Source organism: Bradyrhizobium valentinum (genome assembly GCF_001440405.1).
Lineage (GTDB): Bacteria > Pseudomonadota > Alphaproteobacteria > Rhizobiales > Xanthobacteraceae > Bradyrhizobium > Bradyrhizobium valentinum.
In genome coordinates this window covers 1-20,266 of record NZ_LLXX01000068.1, presented here as the reverse complement: position 1 = coordinate 20,266, position 20,266 = coordinate 1, and the positions used below count along the sequence as shown (strand labels likewise).

Below are 20,266 nucleotides of genomic sequence, written 5' to 3'. Positions count from 1 at the left end.
CCCTGATCAATCATCCCCCTTGACAACCATATCCCCATACAAGCCCGGATGGAGCGTGAGCGAAATCGGGGACGGTCTTGCCAAGCAGAATCCTCTGACCCGGATTACGCGAAGCCTGTCATCGGGCGCGCGTTCGCGCGACCCGTTGGCTCCATCCGGACTACGAAAGACTACCGTCATTGCGAGCGCAGCGACGCAATCCATCTTTCCGCATACGAGGTGACAATGGATTGCTTCGCTGTGCTCGCAATGACGTGGTAATGGCGATGCATACACCGCTGTCATCCCCGCGTAGGCGGGGATCCAGTACGCCGCGGCTTCTCGGTTCAATCATTGACGTCTCTGGATACTGGGTCACCCGCCTTCGCGGGTGATGACAACTCGTTCTCGCGGCGCATTGCGCCCGAGGCTTGCCTAAAAACTTCCCGCCCTCTCAAGACGTTGTCGATTTGAGCTTTCGTCACAATCGTCATGACCGCTACAATGCGGCGGGATCACGAAGGAACAACAAAATGGATCTGGGTTTGAAGGGAAGAAACGCCGTCGTACTGGGCGGCACGCGCGGCATCGGACGGGCGATTGCCACCACGCTTGCCGCGGAAGGCGCCGGCGTCGCTGTCTGCGCGCGTAACGCCGATCAGGTCACCGGCACGGTCAGCGAGTTGAAGGCGATGGGCGTGAAGGCGACTGGCGCGTCCGTCGATATCACCGACGCCTCCGCATTGAAGTCGTGGATCGCTGATGTCGCGCAGAAACTCGGCAGCCTCGACATGCTGTTTTCCAATGCCGGCGCGATGGCGCAAGGTGCCGATGCCGCCTCGTGGGAGCAGAATTTCCGGCTAGATGTGCTCGGCGCGGTCAACGCGTTCGAGGCCGCGCGTCCCTTCCTCGAAGCCGGCGGCGAGAAGACCGGCGACGCGGCCTTCGTCATCATCTCGTCGGTTTCGGCGGCACAGGCGAGCAGCGCCAGCTCGTACGGCCCGATCAAGGCGGCGCTGATCCACATGGCCAAGGGGCTGGCGCGGCAATATGCGCCCAAGAAAATCCGCGTCAACGTGGTGTCGCCGGGCACGGTCTACTTCAAGGGCGGCATCTGGAACATGGTCGAGCAGAACACGCCCAAACGATACCAGGACACGCTCGCGCGCAACCCGACCGGCCGCATGGCTACGCCGCAAGAGATTGCGAACGCGGCGGTGTTCCTGGCGAGCCCGGCGTCGTCGTTCACCACGGGCTCCAATCTTGTCGTCGACGGCGCGATTTCGGAAAGGGTGAATTTTTAGGGGGCAAGAAGTTGTGTAGCAGACATCAGACCCTCATGGTGAGGATGCGCGTTAGCGCCGTCTCGAACCATGCGGCCCCGCCGGTGCCATTCATCCTTCGAGACGGCGCGGAGCCTGTCATCGGGCGCGCGTTCGCGCGACCCGTTGGCGCCTCCTCAGGATGAGGTCTAGCACTGTCCCAAATGCGCCCACCCCTACAACAGGGTTGCGAGAGCTCGGCCTACAACTCGCGAACCAAACCTTTCAATTTGAATCGATAAACTAAGGGAACTTTACGAAGTTACCTTCATTCTGACGGCCTGTTTCGAAGACCCAGCCGACTGGGTCCAACGACGGATGGGCAGGATGATTGTCGACGAGCAAAGGACCAAGGTGCAGCGCGAACCGCGACGCGAGCTGCGCAAACGGCCGACATGGGTGACGATCGACAACGGGATGACGAAGATTGAATGCGTCGTCCTGGATGTCTCGCCGGGCGGCGCCAAGATCGCGACCGATGCTGCGTTCGATGTCAGAGACAACTTTCAGTTGGCGCTGGTGCCTGAACATGCGACACGCCAGTCGTGCGAAGTGGTTTGGCGCCGGGGCAAGACCTACGGGGTGAAATTCTTGTCGTAAGAGGCGGCGCCTTCGCCACCGCTCGAGGGATGTGGTTAGGGCGGTGGCCTCGTGGTTCGAGACGGCGCTTTGCGCCTCCTCACCATGAGGAGAGACAGATATTTCGCGGCCGCGTATTAAATCTTACCCCCAATACCAGCCTAAAACCTCATCCTGAGGAGCGGCGCCTGCGCCGCGTCTCGAAGGATGCAGGCCCGTCTGCGGCCTTCCGGCCCTCCTCGCCACCGGAGCGCCATCCCCGCCCGCACCCCGCCGCCCTACTCTCGTCGTGATTGGCTTCGACATGTGAATGTATTATTACATTCATATGTCAGTTCGATTACAGCGGAGCGGCGAATGAGCTTGGAATGGCAGGCGCGGTCAGGTTCCCTGGCCTGGTCAAATCCCGTGTCCTGGTGGTGGGGCCTGTTGACGCTGGTGAGCGGCGTCAATATCGCCGTTTGGTTCGTGCTGTATCGCGAGCTTCCCATCCAGCCGGTCGGAATTGCCGGTGGCGCGTCCGGCATCGGGATTATGCTGCTGTTCTGCGCGGCCTATGTTTTTGGCTGCGCCTTCAGGTCGTTTCTACCGCGCGCGGACGTGCAGCGGATCTGCCTGTTCGACACCTGGCTGTCGAGCGTGATGGTCGGACGGTCGGTGGCCACCGTGGCCGAGATCTGCTTCGTGGCGCAATGGGCGATCATTCTGCACCAGCTCGGCACCATGACCGGCGCGGAAACGGCCGTGAATGCAGCGTGGGTGATCGTTCCGCTGATCCTGATCGCGGAATGCCTGTCATGGTATGCGGTGCTGACCCGAAACTATCTCGGCAACGCCATCGAGAATTCGCTATGGGCGGTTGCGTTTTTTATCATCGGCGTGGGTCTTTGCCGCCTGCTTCCGGAATTCCATGGTGCGGTTCGCGTGGTGCTCGCCGTCGGCATCGCGGGCATTGCGGGCTTTCTGGCGTTTCTGATGACGATCGACGTCCCGATGTACCTGAACCGCTGGCGGACCGGAGATGCCGACGGCGACAAGCGCCTGACTCCTCGGGAAGGCCTGCGCGACGTCAGCACGCGCTGGGTCGTGACGCACGATCTTGCCGAGTGGAAGGACGAGATCGCCTGGATGTCGCTTTATTTCAGCCTGGCGGTTTGGTCGAGCCTTGCGCTGTGCGTGTTCTACTCGCTGGAAAATCACCTGCCGCGCTATCGGACCGGGGCGGCCATCGTGAGCGTATCGCCTGACGCAGTGGCCGGCCATGGTGCGAGCGGCGCCGTGCCGATCATGAACGTTTCCGCGGCGGAAGCGTTGGGGAAGAACGCGGCGCCGTAATTCCATCGTGGTGCCCGCTAAAGCCTTACGTCGCGTAACGGGCGTGCGTCTATCGCCGGCGTGGGGCTTTGGTTTCGCGAGGGCAAGCTTTGGACAGATTTCAGATAGGCGTTCATTTTGTGGCGCTGGCGGCGGCCTTTGCGCTGGCCGTTCCGATCGGCTGGGACCGTGAGAAGCGGGCGCGAAGCGCAGGCCTGCGGACCTTCCCGCTGGTGGCGCTGGCAAGCTGCGGATTTATCCAGGCCAGCGAACACCTCATGGTGAACTCACCCGACGGCATGTCGAAAGTGATCGAGGGCGTGATCACCGGCATCGGCTTCATCGGCGGCGGCGCGATCCTCAAACATGGGACGACCGTGCAGGGCACCGCGACGGCTGCGAGCCTGTGGGCCACTGGCGCGATCGGCGTTTCAGTCGGGCTCGGCAGCTACGACGTCGCAGTGATGATCGCCGTTTTTACGTTCCTGACGCTGAGGCTGCTGACACTGATCAAGCAGGAAGACGATCTTAGGGACGGTGGCAAGAGCGACGGTAAGACCGATACCAGGTTGGATTGAGCCAAGGTTCGATTGTACCGGCACTGGTCGCGAAAGCATCAAGCCAGCAGGCGCATCCGACGGATACGATGCACAACGGTCACTGCACTGTGAGGCTGTTTCGCCGCTAGCGGACCGCATGAAATATTCCGCGCTCGCGCGAAGCCATTTTGTTGACCGAGGAAGAAGTCCTGAAACGATATCGTCGTAAGGTGATCCCTGATCAGACAGTGGAGTCGGTCATGTGGATGATCATAGACATACTCTACCGGGAATATTGCCGGGCCCGGTTACAGGAGATGCGCAGGCTCACCCTTTCTCGCTGAAGCTCAACAGGGCGCGAGCAATCCTGACGCAGCCGGCACTGCCGACTTGCAATAAACCGAAATCAGGAATCATCTTGTCGGACCGTCATCGAAGGAGAAAGTTATGCAGCCATCGACAGACGATCTGCTGATACGCCAAATTGGTGCCCTGGTATCAGCGACCGCTGACGCAGCATCCACCAGCAGGGAACACGCTCCATTCGTTGAAGCCAGGTTCTACGAAACCCTGGCTGCATATTGCGCCGAAAAGCAGAGGCTCGCAGCAGCATTTTCCCGAAGTGGGGCCGGAAAGACGCGCACGGGATTGGTCTACTGGTAGATCGGAACCAGCGCGTTGCCCGGATGAGCCGTCGGGCGCACATTCGCGCGACCCGTTGGCCCGTGATGACGGCGGGGGCTCAATGAAAATCCCGTGACGGCGGCAGGATGCGGACGTCGCGCGGGTGGCGGATTTTTTGCGCGGGGCTATCGGCGTGATCGCGGCGGTCGTCGTTGAGCGGCTCGACCAGCGAAGGGCCGGCCGGTACCGGATGCTTGCGGCTCAGCGCGTCGTTGGCAAGGCCGATCAGGTCGTGCGAGCGGTCGAACATCCGCTGTGCCACCAGATGCGTCACCTCTTCGGGGCTGCTCTGGATATAGCCCTCGACCAGGATCAGGCGGGCGCCCATTACTTCTTTCCGGTACTGCTCCATCACCTTGGGCCACACCACGATATTGGCGATGCCGGTTTCGTCCTCGAGCGTCATGAAGACGACGCCCTTGGCGCTGCCCGGGCGCTGCCGCACCAGAACCACGCCGGCGCAACTGATACGGCGCTTGTCGTTTTTGTGGTTGACGTCCTGGCAGGCGACGACGCGCTCTTTGGTGAACCTCTCGCGCAAGAATTCCATCGGGTGGCCCTTCAGCGACAGCCGCACCGTCTGGTAATCGGCGACCACCTGCTCCGGCAGCGGCATCTCCGGCAACGGCTTTGCGTTCTCGTCGGGCTGCTCGCGGGCGATCGCCGCCTGAAACAGCGGCAGCGGCACGTCGTCGGGTAGCCGCCGCACCGCCCACAGCGCCGCGCGACGGTCGAGCCCGATGGAGCGGAAGGCATCGGCGTCGGCCAAGAGGATCAGCGCGCGTTTCGGCAGGCCGGTGTCGCGGGCGAATTCCTCCAGCGAGGTGAAGGGACGGCGTTTGCGGGCGGCGACGATGCGGTCGGCCCAGTCCTGCTCACCGTCATTCCGGGGCGATGCGACAGCATCGAACTCTGATGTGCAATTGCACATCTGAGAATCTCGAGGTTCCACAATGCGCAATTGCGCATTGGGGTTCACGCTTCGCGTGCCCCCGAACGACGAGGGAGAACCGCCCCGGAATGGCGCCTGACTCTTCTTCAACCGCTCCTCGTCCTCATCAACCCAGCTAAATCCGTCGATCTGGCGAAAGCCCAGCCGCACCGCGCAATACTTACCCTCGCCCTCCTCCAGCGTGTTCTGGGCAAAGCTGTAAGACACGTCGATCTCGCGCACCTCGACGCCGTTCTTGCGGGCGTCGCCGACGATCTGCGCGGGCGCGTAAAAGCCCATCGGCTGCGAATTGAGCAGGCCGCAGCAGAAGGCGTCGGGGTGATAATGCTTCAGCCATGACGAGATATAGACGAGCTGGGCGAAGCTTGCGGCGTGGCTCTCCGGAAAACCGTAGGAGCCAAAACCCTTGATCTGCTCAAAGCAGCTTCTGGCAAACTCCGGCGCGTAGCCGCGCGCGATCATGTTGCCGATCAGCTTGTCCTCGAACTTGCCGATGGTGCCGACGTTGCGGAAGGTCGCCATCGCGCGGCGCAGGCCGTTGGCTTCCTCGGGCGAGAATTGTGCGGCCTCGATCGCGATCCGCATCGCCTGTTCCTGGAACAGCGGCACGCCGAGCGTCTTGTGCAGCACCTTGTAAAGCTCGTCCGCTTCACCGTGTTCAGGCGCCGGCGAAGGATAGCTCACCTGCTCGATCTTGTTTCGCCGGCGCAAATACGGATGCACCATGTCACCCTGGATCGGGCCGGGGCGGACGATCGCCACTTCAATAACGAGATCGTAGAAGGTGCGCGGCTTCAGCCGCGGCAGCATGTTCATCTGTGCGCGGCTTTCGACCTGGAATACACCGAGCGACTCGCCCCGCTGCAGCATTTGATAAACTTCGTCGTCGTCTTCCGATTTGATGTCGGCCAATTCGTATCGCTCGCCCTTGTGGTCGGCGATCAGGTCAAAGCATTTGCGGATACAGGTCAGCATGCCCAGCGCCAGCACGTCGACCTTCATCATGCTCAGCGCGTCGACGTCGTCCTTGTCCCATTCGATGAAGGTGCGGTCGTCCATCGCGGCGTTGCCGATCGGGACATAGGTGTCGAGCCGATCCTGCGTCAGCACATAGCCGCCGACATGCTGCGACAGATGGCGGGGAAACTCGATCAGCTCGGTGGCGAGCTCGACCGCGAGTTCGACCATCGCGTTGGCTGGATCGAGCCCGGCCTGCCGGACCTGCATCTCGTTGAGACCCTTGCCCCAGCTTCCCCACACCGTGTCGGCGAGCGCTGCGGTGACGTCCTCGGTCAGCCCCAGCGCCTTGCCGACATCGCGGATCGCGCTGCGCGGACGATAGTGGATGACGGTTGCGATGATCGCGGCGCGGTGGCGGCCGTAGCGGCGGTAGACATATTGCATCACCTCCTCGCGCCGCGAATGCTCGAAATCGACGTCGATGTCGGGCGGCTCCAGCCGCTCCTTGGAAATGAAGCGCTCGAACAACAGATCAACCTTGGTCGGATCGACCGAGGTGATGCCGAGCACGTAGCAGACGGCCGAGTTCGCCGCCGAGCCCCGGCCCTGGCACAGGATGTTCTGGCTGCGCGCGTAATGCACGATGTCGTGCACGGTCAGGAAATAATGCGCGTATTTCAGTTCGGCGATCAGCGCGAGCTCTTTGCGCAAAGTGGCGCGCAGCGTGTCAGAGATCTCGCCGCCAAAATATTTGTCGACGCCGGCCCAGGTCAGGTCTTCCAGATGCTGCTGCGCGGTCTTGCCCGGCGGCACCGGCTCGTCCGGATACTGGTATTTGAGCTGGTCGAGCGAAAAGCTGATGCGAGAAGCAAAGCGCATGGTTTCCGTAATCGCTTCCGGCAAATCGCGAAACAACCGCGCCATTTCATGCGGCGGTTTCAGGTAGCGCTCGGCATTGGCCTCGAGACGCCGGCCAATGGCGTCGATGGTGGTCTTCTCTCTGATACAGGTGAGGACGTCCTGTAGCCGACGGCGGGCGGGATGGTGGTACAGCACCTCATTGGTCGCCAATAGCGGCACCATTGCCGCAAGCGCCAGACGATGCAGCCGTGCCAGCCGGCGCTTGTCGTCGCCGCGGTAGAGCAGGCTTGCAGCGAGCCACACGCCATCGGCGCGGCTCTCCTTCAACCGCTGCAGAATTTCCTGCGCGCCCGCGGCGTCGAAGCGGTGCGGCAGCGCCAGCACCAGAAGCTGGCCTTCGGCGAATTCCAGGAGGTCATCGAACCTCAGATGGCACTCGCCCTTCTCGATCCGCGTGATGTCGTCGCCGCGCTTGCCACGGGTGAGCAACTGGCAGAGCCGGCCGTAAGCGGCTCGGTCGCGCGGATAGACCAGGATGTCAGGCGTGCCGTCGATGAAGACAAGGCGCGCACCGATCAGGAGCTTTGGTTTGTAGCGGACCTCGGGATTGTCGAGCTCCTTGTAGGCGCGCACCACGCCGGCCAGCGTGTTGTGGTCGGCAATGCCGATGGCGGGAATGCCGAGTAGGCTTGCCTGATGCACATAGGCGCGCGGATCCGAGCCGCCGCGCAGGAACGAGAAATTAGTGGTGATGCCGATTTCGGCATAGCCGGGAATGTTCACGGAGCCGTTCATGCGAATAGTCCATGCACGAACCATCTGACGGATGCAGGCTCGCCTTCCTCGTCCGCCGGTTCGCTTTCATAGAGCCCGTCGCGAAAGATCCAGAAGCGAAGTCCCGCTTCATCCTCAATGCGGAAATAATCCCGCGTCGGGCCATCGCCATTCTGCTTCCACCATTCCATGGCGATGCGCTCGGGCCCCTCCACCCGCACCACCGCATGCGTCACGCGGCGCCAGGTGAACTGATGCGGCGGGCCGTCGGGCACGGTTGCAAACGGCACTTTGATGGGCTCCGGCTTGTCGAACAGCCGCAATGGCCGCAGCGGCGGCTCGCTCTCGATGCGCTCCGGCCATGCCGCCTGCGCCGCGGCCGCCAGATGATGCTGCGCCGGCACAGCCAATACGGCGCTTTCAGGGATGTGGGTATCCTCAGGCAGATGCACGACGATACGCTTTCCGCCGATGCGCGCGGCGATGCGGTCGATCAGCGCGGCCAGTTCGTCATTGTCATGAACGTTGGCGTCGAGATCGCGCTGCTGCTGCACCACGATTTCGGTGCGGCTGGCGGACAGCCTGATCAGATCGAAGCCGAAGCCGGGATCAAGGGGATCGTTCAGCGCATCGAGCCGCTCGCGGAACAGACGGTCGATCATATCAGCTCTTGTCACCGGACGTCCGGTATCGACCGGGATCGTGCGCACCGCGCCGTCGGTGCGGAAGAAGCTTGCTTCCAGCCGCCGCGCGCCCTTGCCCTGCTTGTCCATAGCCGTGACCAACATGCCTGCGAGCGCGGACAGGTTCATCGCGATCACGGTGTCGGTGGTAACAGGGTCGGGAAAGCGTTTCTCGACGATGTAATCCGGCAGCGGTTTGCGCGGGCTGATCGGCGCGTCGCCCTGCCCCAGCGCCTGCTCCAACAGCGTCGTAAAACCGGCGCCGAACCGCGCCGAGATTTCGTGGCGGCCACGCGAGGCGACGTCGCCGATGGTTTTCAACCCCGCACGGCGCAGGCCGGCGGTGATGGCATCATCGGCGCCGAGCGCGGACACCGGCAGCGGAGCGACGGCCGCCGCCTCCTCGCCATCAGCAATGATCTTTCCCGAACCATGGCGCGTCAGCGTGCGGGCGCAGATCGCGGTGGAGGCGATCGCGGCGCTGACGGCAAAGCCGCGGCGGCTCAATGCACCGCTCACGATCTGCAATAGTGCACGCTCGCCGCCGAACAGATGGGCGCAGCCGGTGATGTCGAGATAGAGCCCGTGCGGCGGATCGAGCGCCACCAGCGGTGTGAAGCGGTCGCACCAGTCGGCGATGTCTTCGAGCGTCTTGCGGTCGGCGACTTCATCGGCGTCGAACACCGTCAGCTCGGGGCAGATGGCGCGGGCATTGGCGAGCGGCAGGCCGATCGAAAGGCCGGCGCGGACGGCAAGATCATCGAGCGCGTAGATCAGGATGGCATTGTGCTGCTTGGCGACGACGACGCTGGGCGCGTCAAAGGCGATGTCGTTCCCTCCCCCCTTGCGGGGGAGGGTTAGGGAGAGGGGTGGCGGCAAAGACGGTGCTTGTGGCTTACCCCTCTCCCCCGCCCTCCCCCGCAAGGGGGGAGGGAGCCCACTGCCCGTGTCGGGAGATACTTGGCTCGAAACCGCTTTGCAGTTTTCAGCCGGCGCGCCGCTGGTACCCGAAAGCTTGCGCTTGATGCGGTCGACGGGCAGGCGTGGCAGCCACAGGCTGAGGATACGCCGCCGGTTCACTGAATAGGCACTCATCACATTTCCATTCCATGATCCACCGGCCGACCGGGCCATGACGATTACGAATGAGCTGCGCGTCGAACACCGGCGCGCCCCAGGCGCTCCAAGGCGCCGCAGGCATTGAAGGTGTGGAAGGCGGCGAATGCGCCGCGCGCACGATCCATCTTGTCTCGGCCGTCGAGGGCCGCGGCTCCGCCGCCATCCGCAGCAGCAGTGCCGTGACGCCGGAGGCTGCCGCGGCCAATGTAAGTTTGCGGCTGGCGACGAGATCGAGCTGACGCGCCTGCCCCCAGACTTCCAGCACGACGGCGCCGAGCGCATCGCAGGCCAGCGCGTCGGCGGCGGTCCGCAATGCGGCGTCGGTGTCCGGGGCGCGCACGGTCACGAGTAACCGCGGATCGAGCCCGAGCTCGCAAAGCCCGCTCATCGACAGCGCACCGGATTCAATTTCCGAAAAATCCTGCCGCACCCAGACCAGCGGCCGGCGCGGCGATACCCTTCCTGCGAGCCCTGCGATGAAGCCCGTTGCCGTCGCGCTCTGATGGCCTTCGGCGAACACTTCATGCACCGCCGCGACCGCAAGGCCGCCGTGCAGCACAGCATCCGCTGCCGCATGGCCAAGCGCGACCTTGTTGAGGTCATGCGCATCGCCATGCGTCTCGATCCGCTCGATGCGCCCTCGCAAATTCGCAAGCGTGCTCGTGCGTGCGCTGCTCATGCGCCGCTCCTTCAAGGATTTGGCCTTTACCGCTTCTTCCCGAATGAACGCGCGGCTGGCTCACTTGTTCATGATATGTTCTAATATAAAGCTAACAGGACCTGTGGAGTCAATCGGGATCGGCGTTCAGTCGATTCATGAATGGAATCAAAGGGATTCAATGGCGGAGGTACAATTTAAGCTAGAATTTCTGACGGATGCCAACCTCGCCCGCATCCCCCAGACCTTCGCTCGTTGAGCTACGGCGACAAGTCGCTTCGATCGCAATGACGGGGAGAAACAACATGCACCACATCACCCTCGACAGCGAAACCGATTTCGACGGCTGGCGCAAAGCGGCGCGGGCGCTGGCGTTGAATGACGTAAAACCCTCCGACGTGACATGGCGTGTCGCGGGCGATGCGCCCGACCTGTTCGAGCCGACGGCGCCGCCGCTCGCGCCGCCACACGGCACCTTCAACGTGCCGGCCAAATTTGTCGAACTGGCAGAAGTCTCGATCCTGCATCGCAACCCCGAGCGGTTCGCCCTGCTCTATCGCCTGCTGTGGCGGTTGCGCGGCAACCATGACCTGCTCGACATCGCGACCGATCCTGATGTGGCCGAGATCGCCACGATGGCCAAGGTCGTGCGCCGCGACGAGCACAAGATGCACGCCCTTGTCCGCTTCCGCGAAGTCGGCCGCGAGCAGAAATCGCACTTCGTCGCCTGGTTCGAGCCGGAGCATCACGTCGTCGAGCTGGCCGCCCCGTTCTTCGCGCGCCGTTTCGCCGACATGCCCTGGTCGATCCTGACGCCGGACGTCTGCGCGCATTGGGACGGCCATGCCGTCTCGATCACGCCGGGCGTCGCCAAGAGCGAAGCCCCGACCGCGGATCGGCTGGAGGAAACCTGGCGGCGCTACTACGCCAGCATTTTCAATCCCGCCCGGCTGAAAGTGCAGGCCATGAGTAAGGAGATGCCCCGGAAATATTGGCGGAACCTGCCGGAGACTTCGTTGATTAAGCCCCTGAGCGAAGGCGCCGAACGTACCGCAAGTGCGATGATCGCGAATGCGGCCGTCGAACCGCAGTGGCTGGAACCGCTCAAGGAAAGCGACACGGCAAACGGCACGGCAAACGAAATGGCCCGCAAACGCCCTGACGATATCGAGACGCTACGCGAGGAAGCCGCCGATTGCCGCGCCTGCCCTCTCTACAAACATGCGACCCAGACCGTGTTCGGCGAAGGCCAGCAAACGGCGCGGATCATACTGGTCGGCGAGCAGCCCGGCGACAAGGAAGATCTCGCCGGCAAACCGTTCGTCGGTCCGGCGGGGCAGATGCTCGACCGCGCGCTACAAGAAGCCGGAATCGACCGCCGCAAGGTTTACGTCACCAATGCGGTCAAGCATTTCAAGTTCGTGCCGCGCGGCAAGATCCGCCTGCACCAGAAACCCACCACGCCGGAAATCAAGGCCTGTCGGCAATGGTACGAACGCGAACTGGCCGCAATCAGACCCGACCTCGTGGTGGCGATGGGCGCCACCGCGGCGCAAAGCGTGTTCGGGAAAATCACGCCGATCAACAAGAACCGCGGCCACCCGATTGATCTCAGTGATGGAACCCGTGCGCTGGTGACAGTGCATCCGTCCTATCTGTTGCGCCTGCCCGATGCCGATGCCAAGGCACGGGAATATCGGCGTTTCGTCGATGACCTGAAGATAGCGGCCGGTCTGCTGCGAAGATCGGTGCACGCAGCCTGAGTTCCTGGCAATCCGGCAGTCGCAATTTCTGGTGAAATATAACGGGAAAAATTGACAATTCCGTACACAACCATTAATTGATTCAGAACACAATCGCATTCTAAGAGAATGTGGGGACGTCGGATCACGCCATGACGCTCCCATATGGTCGACGCGCTGCGCGGTTCCTCCTCCCAGCCCCGGCGCCGTGCAGCGCGCGACCAATTTTTCTCGCCGCGCGTTGTAGCTTGCCCTGCCCGGCCCGTGTTCCAACCCCTCGCTGCGGCTTCCAGTTCGGCAATGTCGAACTTCACCATCTCCAGCATGGCTTCCACGACGCGCTTGGCCTTGGGCCGCAGAGTATGGGCTCTCGCTTCGTCTGCCGCGCCGGTTGCGACCCACGCGCAGTGATGGCATCCGTCATCGCGACAAGTATGGCGGCTTGCGGATATCGTCGCACTCCTCGGATCGGGCGGCGATCATCATGCGCGCCCGTCACCATCTCGGCGCAGGTGAAAAATCAGAGACAAGCATGGAAAAGATCGATTTCAAGAAGAAGCTTTCAACGCTCTACAGCGCACCGACCGGCAGTTTTGCGACTATCAAGGTGCCGGTCATGCAGTTCGTCAAGATCGACGGGATGGGGGATCCAAATCGCGATCCAGCCTACAAGCGCGCCATCGAGTGGCTGTATTCCGTCAGCTACGCCATCAAATTCGCCGCCAAGACCAAATTGCAGAAAGACTATGTCGTCCCTCCTCTCGAAGGGCTTTGGTGGGCCGACGATCCCGACGATTTCGTCGGGCGCCGGAAGCATCTGTGGCGATGGACGATGCTGATCATGGTGCCGGACTTCGTTGACCGATCCATATATGAGCCTGCCCTGGCGAAATCGCGCGACAAGCTGGGTGAGCCTCCGCAATCGCTGCGCTTTGAGCCATTGGACGAAGGGCGATGCCTGCAGACGCTACACATCGGTAGCTACGACGACGAAGGCCCGACGCTCGCCAGGCTTCACAACGAGATTATGCCCGCCAAAGGCGTCACGTTCGCAGGGCCACATCACGAGATCTACCTGAGCCATGCACGCAAGACGCCACCAGAAAAGCTCAGGACGCTCCTGCGCCAACCGGTCAAGAGCGCTGAATTATCGTGACGTCTCCTGCGAGAGCCGCTCGTGAATAAATCGGGACTAGGCCGGACGTGTCATCTGGCCTTCAAGTCCCTCGGTCAAAAATGCCGGCCTCAAAGTTATTAGGCGAGGTGTCAGAATGACCGATATCGCTCTCAATTCATCGATGGGCGAAGCGCCTGTCCAACCGGCCTCGTGGCCCAACCTTCGACAAGGGTTTCAATCCGCTGACGCTGATCCTGTTCTGCGGGGCCTGCAGATGGCGACCATTCGCAATCTCTTGATGGCGTGGGTGCTGACGCTGCCGGCCGCGATCTGCCTGTCGGCAAGTCTCTACGTGCTGTTCTCGAACCTGTTTTGAGTATCGGCGGTGCGGTAGGGTCGCTGCCGTGTCGGCAGCCCGACGGATAGCGGGAGGCCGGAACCAAACTCCGGCCTTTTGCTTTCCGCAAGGTGCCCTGACCGATGACCTGACCGATGATACGGCAGGGCGTCGGCGTTCACACATACCCACGCGAACCCACTGCTCTGCAGCCGGAGCCCGCCATGACCAAAAGACCCCCGAATGGCACCATGCCGATCAATGACCGCATTCAGGCGGAAATGCTGGATAGTTTCGATGAGGAACTGGAACTTGAAATCGACGACGATCGTCTCGATGCGCTGACCAATGAATTTGCCGACCATACGGCAGAAGAGACGATCGATCGGCGCGTCTACTTCAAGGAATTGATCCGTCTGCAGGGTGAACTGATTAAATTGCAGACTTGGGTGCAGCACCACAAGCTTAAGGTGGTGGTGATTTTCGAGGGACGCGATTCCGCCGGCAAGGGCGGCGTCATCAAGCGCATCACCCAAAGGCTCAATCCGCGAGTCTGCCGCGTCGCGGCGCTTCCGGCGCCGAACGAGCGTGAGCGCACGCAATGGTATTTCCAGCGTTACGTTTCGCATTTGCCGGCCGGCGGCGAGATCGTGCTGTTCGACCGTAGCTGGTACAACCGCGCCGGCGTCGAGCGCGTGATGGGCTTCTGCACCGAAGATGAGGTCGAAGAATTCTTCCGGTCGGTGCCGGAATTCGAGCGCATGCTCGTGCGCTCCGGAATCACCCTCATCAAGTACTGGTTTTCCATCACCGACGAAGAGCAGTATTTGCGCTTCATGATGCGGATCCACGATCCGCTCAAGCAGTGGAAGCTCAGCCCGATGGACGTGGAATCGCGCAGCCGCTGGGAGCAATATACCAAGGCCAAGGAGGCGATGCTGGAGCGTACCCACATTCCGGAAGCTCCCTGGTACCTGGTCGAGGCCGACGACAAGAAGAAGGCGCGGCTGAACTGCATCGCGCATCTGCTCGAACAAATTCCCTACCAGGAAATCAAGCTCGAGCCGGTGGTACTGCCGCCGCGAGTTCGCAATCCGGAATATAGCCGCGGGCCGATTCCACCCGAAATGTACGTACCGTCGCGCTATTGAGCGATTGAGATTAGGCCATTTCAAGTTGCGGCTGAGCGCGAAATAAAGAAGGCCTGCATTGAAGATACAGGCCTTCCTTGATGTGCGATCGAAGTTGAAGTGGCGTTTGCGCTCTTACGACGCCGCCAGCTTGTTCTCGACCAGCTTGATCCAGTACGAGGTGCCGTACACGATCGCCTCGTCGTTGAAATCATAGGCGGGGTGATGAAGCCCTGCGCTGTCGCCGTTGCCGCAGAAGATGAACGCGCCTGGCCGCGCCTCCAACATATAGGAAAAATCTTCCGCGCCCATTAGAGGCGGCATCTCGTGGACGTTCTGGGCCCCGGCCACTTCTTTGGCCACCTGCGTGGCGAAGTCGGTTTGCTCGGCATGATTTTTGGTCACGGGATAGCCGCGCTCGTAAACCAGATCGATCTTGGCGCCGGTCATCCTGGCTACGCCCTCACACACCTCACGGACCCGCTTCTCTACCGTTTCACGCACTTCCGGCGTCAAGGTACGCACGGTGCCCCTGAGTTCGGCGGTATGCGGAATCACGTTGCGCGCGTTACCGGCGTGGAACTCGCAGATCGAGACCACCGCCGATTCCAGGGGATCGATGGTCCGGGAGACGATCGACTGCAGGGCAGTAATGAGCTGCGAGCCGACGAGGACGGAATCGATGCACTTGTTCGGACGCGCGGCGTGCCCGCCGAGGCCCTCGATCTTGATATCGATCGAATCGGTTGCGGCCATCACCGGACCGGGCCGGATGGCGAAACAGCCGACCGGGATCCCGGGGCCATTGTGCATGCCGTAGACCTGCTCGATCCCGAACCGGTCCATCAGCCCGTCCTGGATCATCGCCGCGGCGCCAGCGCCGCCCTCCTCGGCCGGCTGAAAAATCACGACCGCGTCGCCTGCGAAATTCCTGGTCTCGGCGAGATACCGCGCCGCACCCAAAAGCATGGCAGTGTGACCGTCATGGCCGCAGGCATGCATCTTGCCTGATATCTTGGAGGCATGGGGAAGATTGGTCTGCTCCTCGATCGGCAGCGCGTCCATGTCGGCGCGAAGCCCGATCACCTTGATCTCGCCCTTGCTGGGCTGCTTGCCTTTGATGACGCCGACGACGCCGGTGCGGCCAAGGCCGGTGGCGACCTCGTCGCAGCCGAATTCGCGCAGGCGGTCCGCCACGAATGCTGCGGTGCGGTGGACGTCGTACAGCAATTCGGGATTTTCATGGATAACGCGGCGCCAGGCCTGAATATCGGGTTGCAGATCGGCGACGCGGTTGACGATAGGCATGGGATTCCTCGAACCTCAGTTTGGAACGCTAGGGCTTCTGTAGCATGCAAGCGGTGGTCCACCCAACACGCTGCCGCAGAGCCCCCATCCACCCGAGAGCCTGGCCGACCAGGGCTGGAAACCCGGCGAAGCCTGGTGAGCGGCCTCACGCGGCCAGCGTGTTCTCGACCAGCTTGATCCAGTAAGAGGTACCGAACACGATCGCCTCGTCGTTGAAATTGTAGGCGGGGTGATGCAGGCCGGCACTGTCGCCGTTGCCGCAGAAGATCAGCGCACCCGGCCGCTGCTCCAGCATGAAGGCGAAATCTTCACCGGCCATCAGCGGCGGCATCACATGCACATTGGCATCGCCGGCGATTTCGCTGGCTGCCCGTGTCGCGACTACCGTCTCCATGGCATGGTTGACCGTTACCGGATAGCCGCGATCGTATGTCAGATCGATCGTGGCGCCCGTGACTTGCGCCACGCCGGCGACGACCTCGCGGACCCGCCTTTCCACCATTTTCCGCACTTCGCCGTTCAGGGTACGGACGGTGCCTTGCAGTTCCGCAGTATGCGGGATCACATTACGGGCGTTGCCGGCGTGAAATTCGCATATCGAAATCACCGCCGACTCCAGCGGATCGACGCTGCGCGAGACGATCGACTGTAGCGCTGTGATCAACTGCGCGCCGACAAGAACGGAATCGATGCATCTATGCGGCTGTGCGGCGTGCCCGCCCCGTCCCTCGATCTTGATGGCGACGGCATCGCCTCCGGCCATGATCGGACCGGGCCGAAGCGCGAACGAGCCGACCGGAATGCCGGGACCGTTATGCATGCCGTAGACCTGCTCGATACCGAAGCGGTCCATCAGCCCGTCCTTGATCATCGCGGCAGCGCCCGCGCCGCCCTCTTCGGCCGGCTGGAAGATCACGACCGCATCGCCGGCGAAATTGCGAGTCTCGGCGAGATAGCGCGCCGCACCCAGCAGCATGGCGGTGTGGCCGTCATGGCCGCAGGCGTGCATCAAGCCCTTCGTCTTGGAGGCGTAGGGCAGATTGGTCGCCTCCTCGATCGGCAGCGCGTCCATATCAGCCCGCAGCCCGATGACCTTCACGTCACCCTTGCCAACTGGCCTGTTGCCCTTGATGACACCGACGACACCGGTGCGGCCGAGACCGGTAATAACCTCGTCGCAGCCGAATTCCCGCAAGCGGTCCGCCACCAATGCCGCAGTGCGGTGCACGTCGTAGAGCAATTCCGGGTGTTCATGAATATCCCGGCGCCAGGCCTGGATATCGGGTTGAAATTCGGCGACGCGGTTGACGATTGGCATGGAGATAACAGGCTTTCCGGGTTGAACGCTTCTGCCCTGTAGCATGCAAGGGGCGGTCCAACCAACGCACCCTGCCGCAGGCCCCATCCATGCAACGGCTTGGCGGCGGAGGATGCCCGGGCTTGTCCCGGCCATCCACGTCTGACTAATAAACGTCCAAGAAGACGTGGATGCGCGGAACAAGTCCGGGCATGACGGCGTCGATGGGTGGAAACTGACAGATGCCGAAGCGGCTTGAAGGCGATTTCGACTATATCGTGGTTGGCGCAGGGACAGCCGGCTGCATCATGGCCAACCGGCTCTCGGCCGATCCCAGGAACCGCGTGCTGCTGCTGGAGGCCGGCGGCAACGACAACTGGATCTGGTTTCACATCCCGGTCGGCTACCTCTTTGCGATCGGCAATCCGCGTTCGGACTGGATGTTCAGAACCGAGGCGGAGCCCGGACTCAACGGCCGCTCGCTTGCCTATCCCCGCGGCAGGGTGATCGGCGGCTGCTCCGCCATCAATGCGATGATCTCGATGCGGGGCCAGGCCGCCGATTACGATCACTGGCGGCAGCTCGGCCTGACCGGCTGGGGCTATGACGACGTGCTGCCGCTGTTCAAGCGGCTCGAAGACCATTTCCTCGGGGAAAGCGAACATCACGGCACCGGCGGCGGCTGGCGCATCGAGGCGCCGCGGCTGTCCTGGAAGGTTCTCGACGCGGTCGGCGACGCCGCCGAGGAGATGGGCATCCGCCGCATTGCCGATTTCAACACCGGCGACAATGAAGGCATCAGCTATTTCCACGTCAATCAGAAGCGCGGCCGCCGCTGGTCTTCTGCGCGGGGTTTCCTCAAGCCGGTGCTGAACCGCAGCAATCTACGGCTGGAAAAGCACGTGCTGGTTGACCGGCTGATCGTCGAGAACGGCCGCGCGGTCGGCGTGCGCTTCCTGCAAGGCAATGAAGTGATCGAGGCGCGCACCAAGGGCGAAGTGGTTTTGTGCGCGGGATCGATCGGATCGACGCAGGTGCTGCACCGCTCCGGCATCGGCCCGGCCGACTGGCTGTCGCCGCTCGGCATCGATGTGGCGCTCGACAGACCGGGCGTCGGGCGCAATCTGCAGGACCATCTGCAGCAGCGCGCGATCTACAAGGTCGAAGGGGTTCGCACGCTGAACGAGACCTACTGGTCGCTGATGCGGCGCGGGATGATGGGGCTCGACTATGCCTTCCGCCGCCGCGGGCCGCTGACCATGGCGCCGTCGCAGCTCGGCATCTTCACCCGCTCCGACGCTACCCGCGCGCGTGCCAACATCCAGTTTCACGTGCAGCCGCTGTCGCTCGACAAGTTCGGCGATCCCCTGCACCGCTTCCCCGCCATCACCGTGAGCGCCTGCAATCTGCAGCCGACCTCGCGCGGCACCGTGCGCATTCGCTCCGCAAAACCTGACGAAGCGCCCTCGATCGCGCCGAATTATCTCTCGACCGACGACGACCGTCAGGTCGCAGCCGACGCCATCCGCACCACGCGGCGGCTGATGAAGCAGAAGCGGCTCGAGCGATATCATCCGGTCGAATACCTCCCCGGGCCCAGCGTCGGCGACGACGACGCCTCATTGGCAAAGGCCGCAGGCGACATCGGCACCACGATCTTTCATCCGGTGGGGACTGCGAAGATGGGTACGGCGAACGACCCGATGGCCGTCGTCGACGAACGGCTGCGGTTTTACGGCATCGCCGGCTTGCGCGTCGCCGACGCGTCGGTGATGCCGACGATCACGTCGGGCAACACCAACACGCCGACGGCGATGATTGCGGAGAAAGGCGCCGCGATGATTTTGGAGGATGCAAGGTAGCCGCTTCGCTGAACGAAGCGCGCGAGACACTCGCGCTACTGCGCCCTGCGATTGTGTCTTGGCGCGACCGACCTCTGCCGCAGCCGCGGCGCGGGCACAGCCTCGTTGTAATAGGCGTTGGAATTGTAATAGGCATTCGATTGATCGAACGATCGATAGGCCGGCCGGCCGCCTAGCACATCGGCATTGGGATGAAAGAAGGAGTACGCCCCCGGCTCCTGGATCGCGGCTTGCGCGAATACGGGCGTTGCAATCGCGGTCATCAGAAACGCGGCGGCGAGTGTTGGGATCGACTTGGTCATTGGTGAGATCCTCTTTGTATGAAGTCACCCCACCCAGTTGGGTATCGCGCCGCAAAAGCGGATAGGCCCGCGACGGCTCTCACCGCGATTTGAAAAGCCGTGCTCGAAAATCCCGATAGCGTGAACGCGCGGAATATCCCTCGTCGGCAAACGCGCAGAATATTCGCCTACAAATGAAACGATCAGCGCAACATTTTCGCTGGTGCGCGGCAGTGCTGTAGGGCGGATTACGCTTCGCTATCCGCCCTATCTACTACTGCAACCGCTATGACTGCGGCGGATAGCGCTCGAAGGTCGGCAGTTCGTGCGCGCGCTCCATCCAGCGGAGCCGTTCTGCTGTCTGGATATGCATCATCGCCGGAACGGCGTCGGGGTCGTCGTAGGTCCCGCTCTGAATGTCGACGATGCCGGGCATGATATTCGCGTTGGTGTAGAACAGGCCCGTGCCGCAGTCTGCACAAAACTGCCGACGGCCATGTTCGGAGGACTGGTAGATTTTAGGCGTCCCCTTCGTCACCTTGAGCGCGTTCTCCGCATACATCGACCATCCGACCATCGGCGCGCCGGCGTGCCGCCGGCAATCCGTGCAGTGACACAGCGCATGAACGATCGGTTCGCCCTCGATCTGATAGCGAATAGCGCCGCAATGACAGCCGCCGGTGACGTTGACCATGCTCTCCTCCCGAGAGACTGTAGATCCTATGGGGTGGCAGGTGGTCAGGGGTAAGCTGAGTTTGCGAACACCCA

Annotated in this window: 16 protein-coding genes; 9 read left to right on the top strand and 7 right to left on the bottom strand. The window is 62.4% G+C overall.

Annotation, left to right across the window (positions count from 1 at the left end):
- Positions 1 to 512: 512 nt before the first annotated feature.
- From CP49_RS11780 to CP49_RS11765, 4 genes are all read left to right on the top strand, one after another.
- Positions 513 to 1,283 (top strand): SDR family NAD(P)-dependent oxidoreductase, encoded by a 771-nt coding sequence (locus tag CP49_RS11780; RefSeq protein WP_057850428.1) that lies wholly within the window; start codon positions 513 to 515, stop codon positions 1,281 to 1,283.
- A gap of 345 nt (positions 1,284 to 1,628) precedes the next feature.
- Positions 1,629 to 1,901, top strand: coding sequence for a PilZ domain-containing protein (locus CP49_RS11775; protein WP_063791676.1), 273 nt, complete (start codon positions 1,629 to 1,631; stop codon positions 1,899 to 1,901).
- A 336-nt stretch (positions 1,902 to 2,237) separates the two neighbouring features.
- Positions 2,238 to 3,215, top strand: a complete 978-nt coding sequence (locus CP49_RS11770) for a hypothetical protein (protein ID WP_245310657.1) — start codon at positions 2,238 to 2,240, stop codon at positions 3,213 to 3,215.
- An 89-nt stretch (positions 3,216 to 3,304) separates the two neighbouring features.
- Complete coding sequence (locus tag CP49_RS11765; protein WP_057850426.1) at positions 3,305 to 3,772, top strand: MgtC/SapB family protein; 468 nt, start codon at positions 3,305 to 3,307, stop codon at positions 3,770 to 3,772.
- 703 nt (positions 3,773 to 4,475) lie between these two features.
- Here the strand turns inward: CP49_RS11765 and CP49_RS11760 are convergent.
- Genes CP49_RS11760 through CP49_RS11750 form a run of 3 tightly spaced genes read right to left on the bottom strand, consistent with a single transcriptional unit; the run spans position 4,476 to position 10,445 of the window.
- The gene (locus CP49_RS11760; RefSeq protein WP_057850425.1) at positions 4,476 to 7,985 is read right to left on the bottom strand and encodes an error-prone DNA polymerase; all 3,510 of its coding nucleotides are present in this window, start codon (positions 7,983 to 7,985) and stop codon (positions 4,476 to 4,478) included.
- Positions 7,982 to 9,742, bottom strand: coding sequence for a Y-family DNA polymerase (locus CP49_RS11755; RefSeq protein WP_420807604.1), 1,761 nt, complete (start codon positions 9,740 to 9,742; stop codon positions 7,982 to 7,984). The genes CP49_RS11760 and CP49_RS11755 overlap by 4 nt, the downstream gene beginning before the upstream one ends.
- The gene (locus CP49_RS11750; protein ID WP_057850424.1) at positions 9,633 to 10,445 is read right to left on the bottom strand and encodes an ImuA family protein; all 813 of its coding nucleotides are present in this window, start codon (positions 10,443 to 10,445) and stop codon (positions 9,633 to 9,635) included. Before CP49_RS11750 ends, CP49_RS11755 begins: the two co-directional genes overlap by 110 nt.
- 284 nt (positions 10,446 to 10,729) lie before the next feature.
- Here CP49_RS11750 and CP49_RS11740 point away from each other — a divergent pair, with 284 nt between their 5' ends.
- The 4 genes from CP49_RS11740 to ppk2 all read left to right on the top strand — a co-directional run bounded on the left by CP49_RS11740 (position 10,730) and on the right by ppk2 (position 14,771).
- Positions 10,730 to 12,187: a UdgX family uracil-DNA binding protein gene (locus CP49_RS11740; protein WP_057850422.1), complete on the top strand. Its 1,458-nt coding sequence runs from the start codon at positions 10,730 to 10,732 to the stop codon at positions 12,185 to 12,187.
- Between the two features lie 595 nt (positions 12,188 to 12,782).
- Complete coding sequence (locus CP49_RS11735; protein WP_245310656.1) at positions 12,783 to 13,322, top strand: GyrI-like domain-containing protein; 540 nt, start codon at positions 12,783 to 12,785, stop codon at positions 13,320 to 13,322.
- 115 nt (positions 13,323 to 13,437) lie between these two features.
- Positions 13,438 to 13,659, top strand: a complete 222-nt coding sequence (locus tag CP49_RS11730) for a hypothetical protein (protein WP_057850420.1) — start codon at positions 13,438 to 13,440, stop codon at positions 13,657 to 13,659.
- A gap of 185 nt (positions 13,660 to 13,844) precedes the next feature.
- Positions 13,845 to 14,771, top strand: coding sequence for a polyphosphate kinase 2 (gene ppk2, locus CP49_RS11725; RefSeq protein WP_057850419.1), 927 nt, complete (start codon positions 13,845 to 13,847; stop codon positions 14,769 to 14,771).
- Positions 14,772 to 14,885: 114 nt separating this feature from the next.
- On the opposite strand, the gene CP49_RS11720 is transcribed toward ppk2, so the two are convergent.
- Both CP49_RS11720 and CP49_RS11715 read right to left on the bottom strand, forming a co-directional pair.
- On the bottom strand, positions 14,886 to 16,058 hold the full coding sequence (locus CP49_RS11720; protein ID WP_057850418.1) for a M20 aminoacylase family protein: 1,173 nt from the start codon (positions 16,056 to 16,058) through the stop codon (positions 14,886 to 14,888).
- A gap of 145 nt (positions 16,059 to 16,203) precedes the next feature.
- A complete protein-coding gene (locus CP49_RS11715) occupies positions 16,204 to 17,376 on the bottom strand; it encodes a M20 aminoacylase family protein (protein ID WP_057850417.1) in 1,173 nt (390 codons plus the stop codon).
- A gap of 221 nt (positions 17,377 to 17,597) precedes the next feature.
- Here CP49_RS11715 and CP49_RS11710 point away from each other — a divergent pair, with 221 nt between their 5' ends.
- Entirely contained in the window at positions 17,598 to 19,217 is a 1,620-nt protein-coding gene (locus CP49_RS11710; protein WP_057850416.1) for a GMC family oxidoreductase, read from the top strand.
- 35 nt (positions 19,218 to 19,252) lie between these two features.
- On the opposite strand, the gene CP49_RS11705 is transcribed toward CP49_RS11710, so the two are convergent.
- Complete coding sequence (locus tag CP49_RS11705; RefSeq protein ID WP_057850415.1) at positions 19,253 to 19,519, bottom strand: hypothetical protein; 267 nt, start codon at positions 19,517 to 19,519, stop codon at positions 19,253 to 19,255.
- 265 nt (positions 19,520 to 19,784) lie between these two features.
- Positions 19,785 to 20,192 carry a GFA family protein gene (locus tag CP49_RS11700; protein WP_057850414.1) on the bottom strand — a complete coding sequence of 136 codons (408 nt, stop codon included), beginning with the start codon at positions 20,190 to 20,192 and terminating at the stop codon, positions 19,785 to 19,787.
- Positions 20,193 to 20,266: the final 74 nt, after the last annotated feature.

Excerpts from the sequence above, each read along its gene's own strand:
- CP49_RS11760 (WP_057850425.1), bottom strand. The coding sequence starts at position 7,985 with ATGAACGGCTCCGTGAACATTCCCGGCTATGCCGAAATCGGCATCACC.
- CP49_RS11700 (WP_057850414.1), bottom strand. The coding sequence starts at position 20,192 with ATGGTCAACGTCACCGGCGGCTGTCATTGCGGCGCTATTCGCTATCAG.
- CP49_RS11715 (WP_057850417.1), bottom strand. The coding sequence starts at position 17,376 with ATGCCAATCGTCAACCGCGTCGCCGAATTTCAACCCGATATCCAGGCC.
- ppk2 (WP_057850419.1), top strand. The coding sequence starts at position 13,845 with ATGACCAAAAGACCCCCGAATGGCACCATGCCGATCAATGACCGCATT.
- CP49_RS11770 (WP_245310657.1), top strand. The coding sequence starts at position 2,238 with ATGAGCTTGGAATGGCAGGCGCGGTCAGGTTCCCTGGCCTGGTCAAAT.
- CP49_RS11740 (WP_057850422.1), top strand. The coding sequence starts at position 10,730 with ATGCACCACATCACCCTCGACAGCGAAACCGATTTCGACGGCTGGCGC.
- CP49_RS11720 (WP_057850418.1), bottom strand. The coding sequence starts at position 16,058 with ATGCCTATCGTCAACCGCGTCGCCGATCTGCAACCCGATATTCAGGCC.
- CP49_RS11735 (WP_245310656.1), top strand. The coding sequence starts at position 12,783 with ATGCAGTTCGTCAAGATCGACGGGATGGGGGATCCAAATCGCGATCCA.
- CP49_RS11750 (WP_057850424.1), bottom strand. The coding sequence starts at position 10,445 with ATGAGCAGCGCACGCACGAGCACGCTTGCGAATTTGCGAGGGCGCATC.
- CP49_RS11780 (WP_057850428.1), top strand. The coding sequence starts at position 513 with ATGGATCTGGGTTTGAAGGGAAGAAACGCCGTCGTACTGGGCGGCACG.
- CP49_RS11775 (WP_063791676.1), top strand. The coding sequence starts at position 1,629 with ATGATTGTCGACGAGCAAAGGACCAAGGTGCAGCGCGAACCGCGACGC.
- CP49_RS11710 (WP_057850416.1), top strand. The coding sequence starts at position 17,598 with ATGCCGAAGCGGCTTGAAGGCGATTTCGACTATATCGTGGTTGGCGCA.
- CP49_RS11730 (WP_057850420.1), top strand. The coding sequence starts at position 13,438 with ATGACCGATATCGCTCTCAATTCATCGATGGGCGAAGCGCCTGTCCAA.
- CP49_RS11705 (WP_057850415.1), bottom strand. The coding sequence starts at position 19,519 with ATGACCAAGTCGATCCCAACACTCGCCGCCGCGTTTCTGATGACCGCG.
- CP49_RS11755 (WP_420807604.1), bottom strand. The coding sequence starts at position 9,742 with ATGAGTGCCTATTCAGTGAACCGGCGGCGTATCCTCAGCCTGTGGCTG.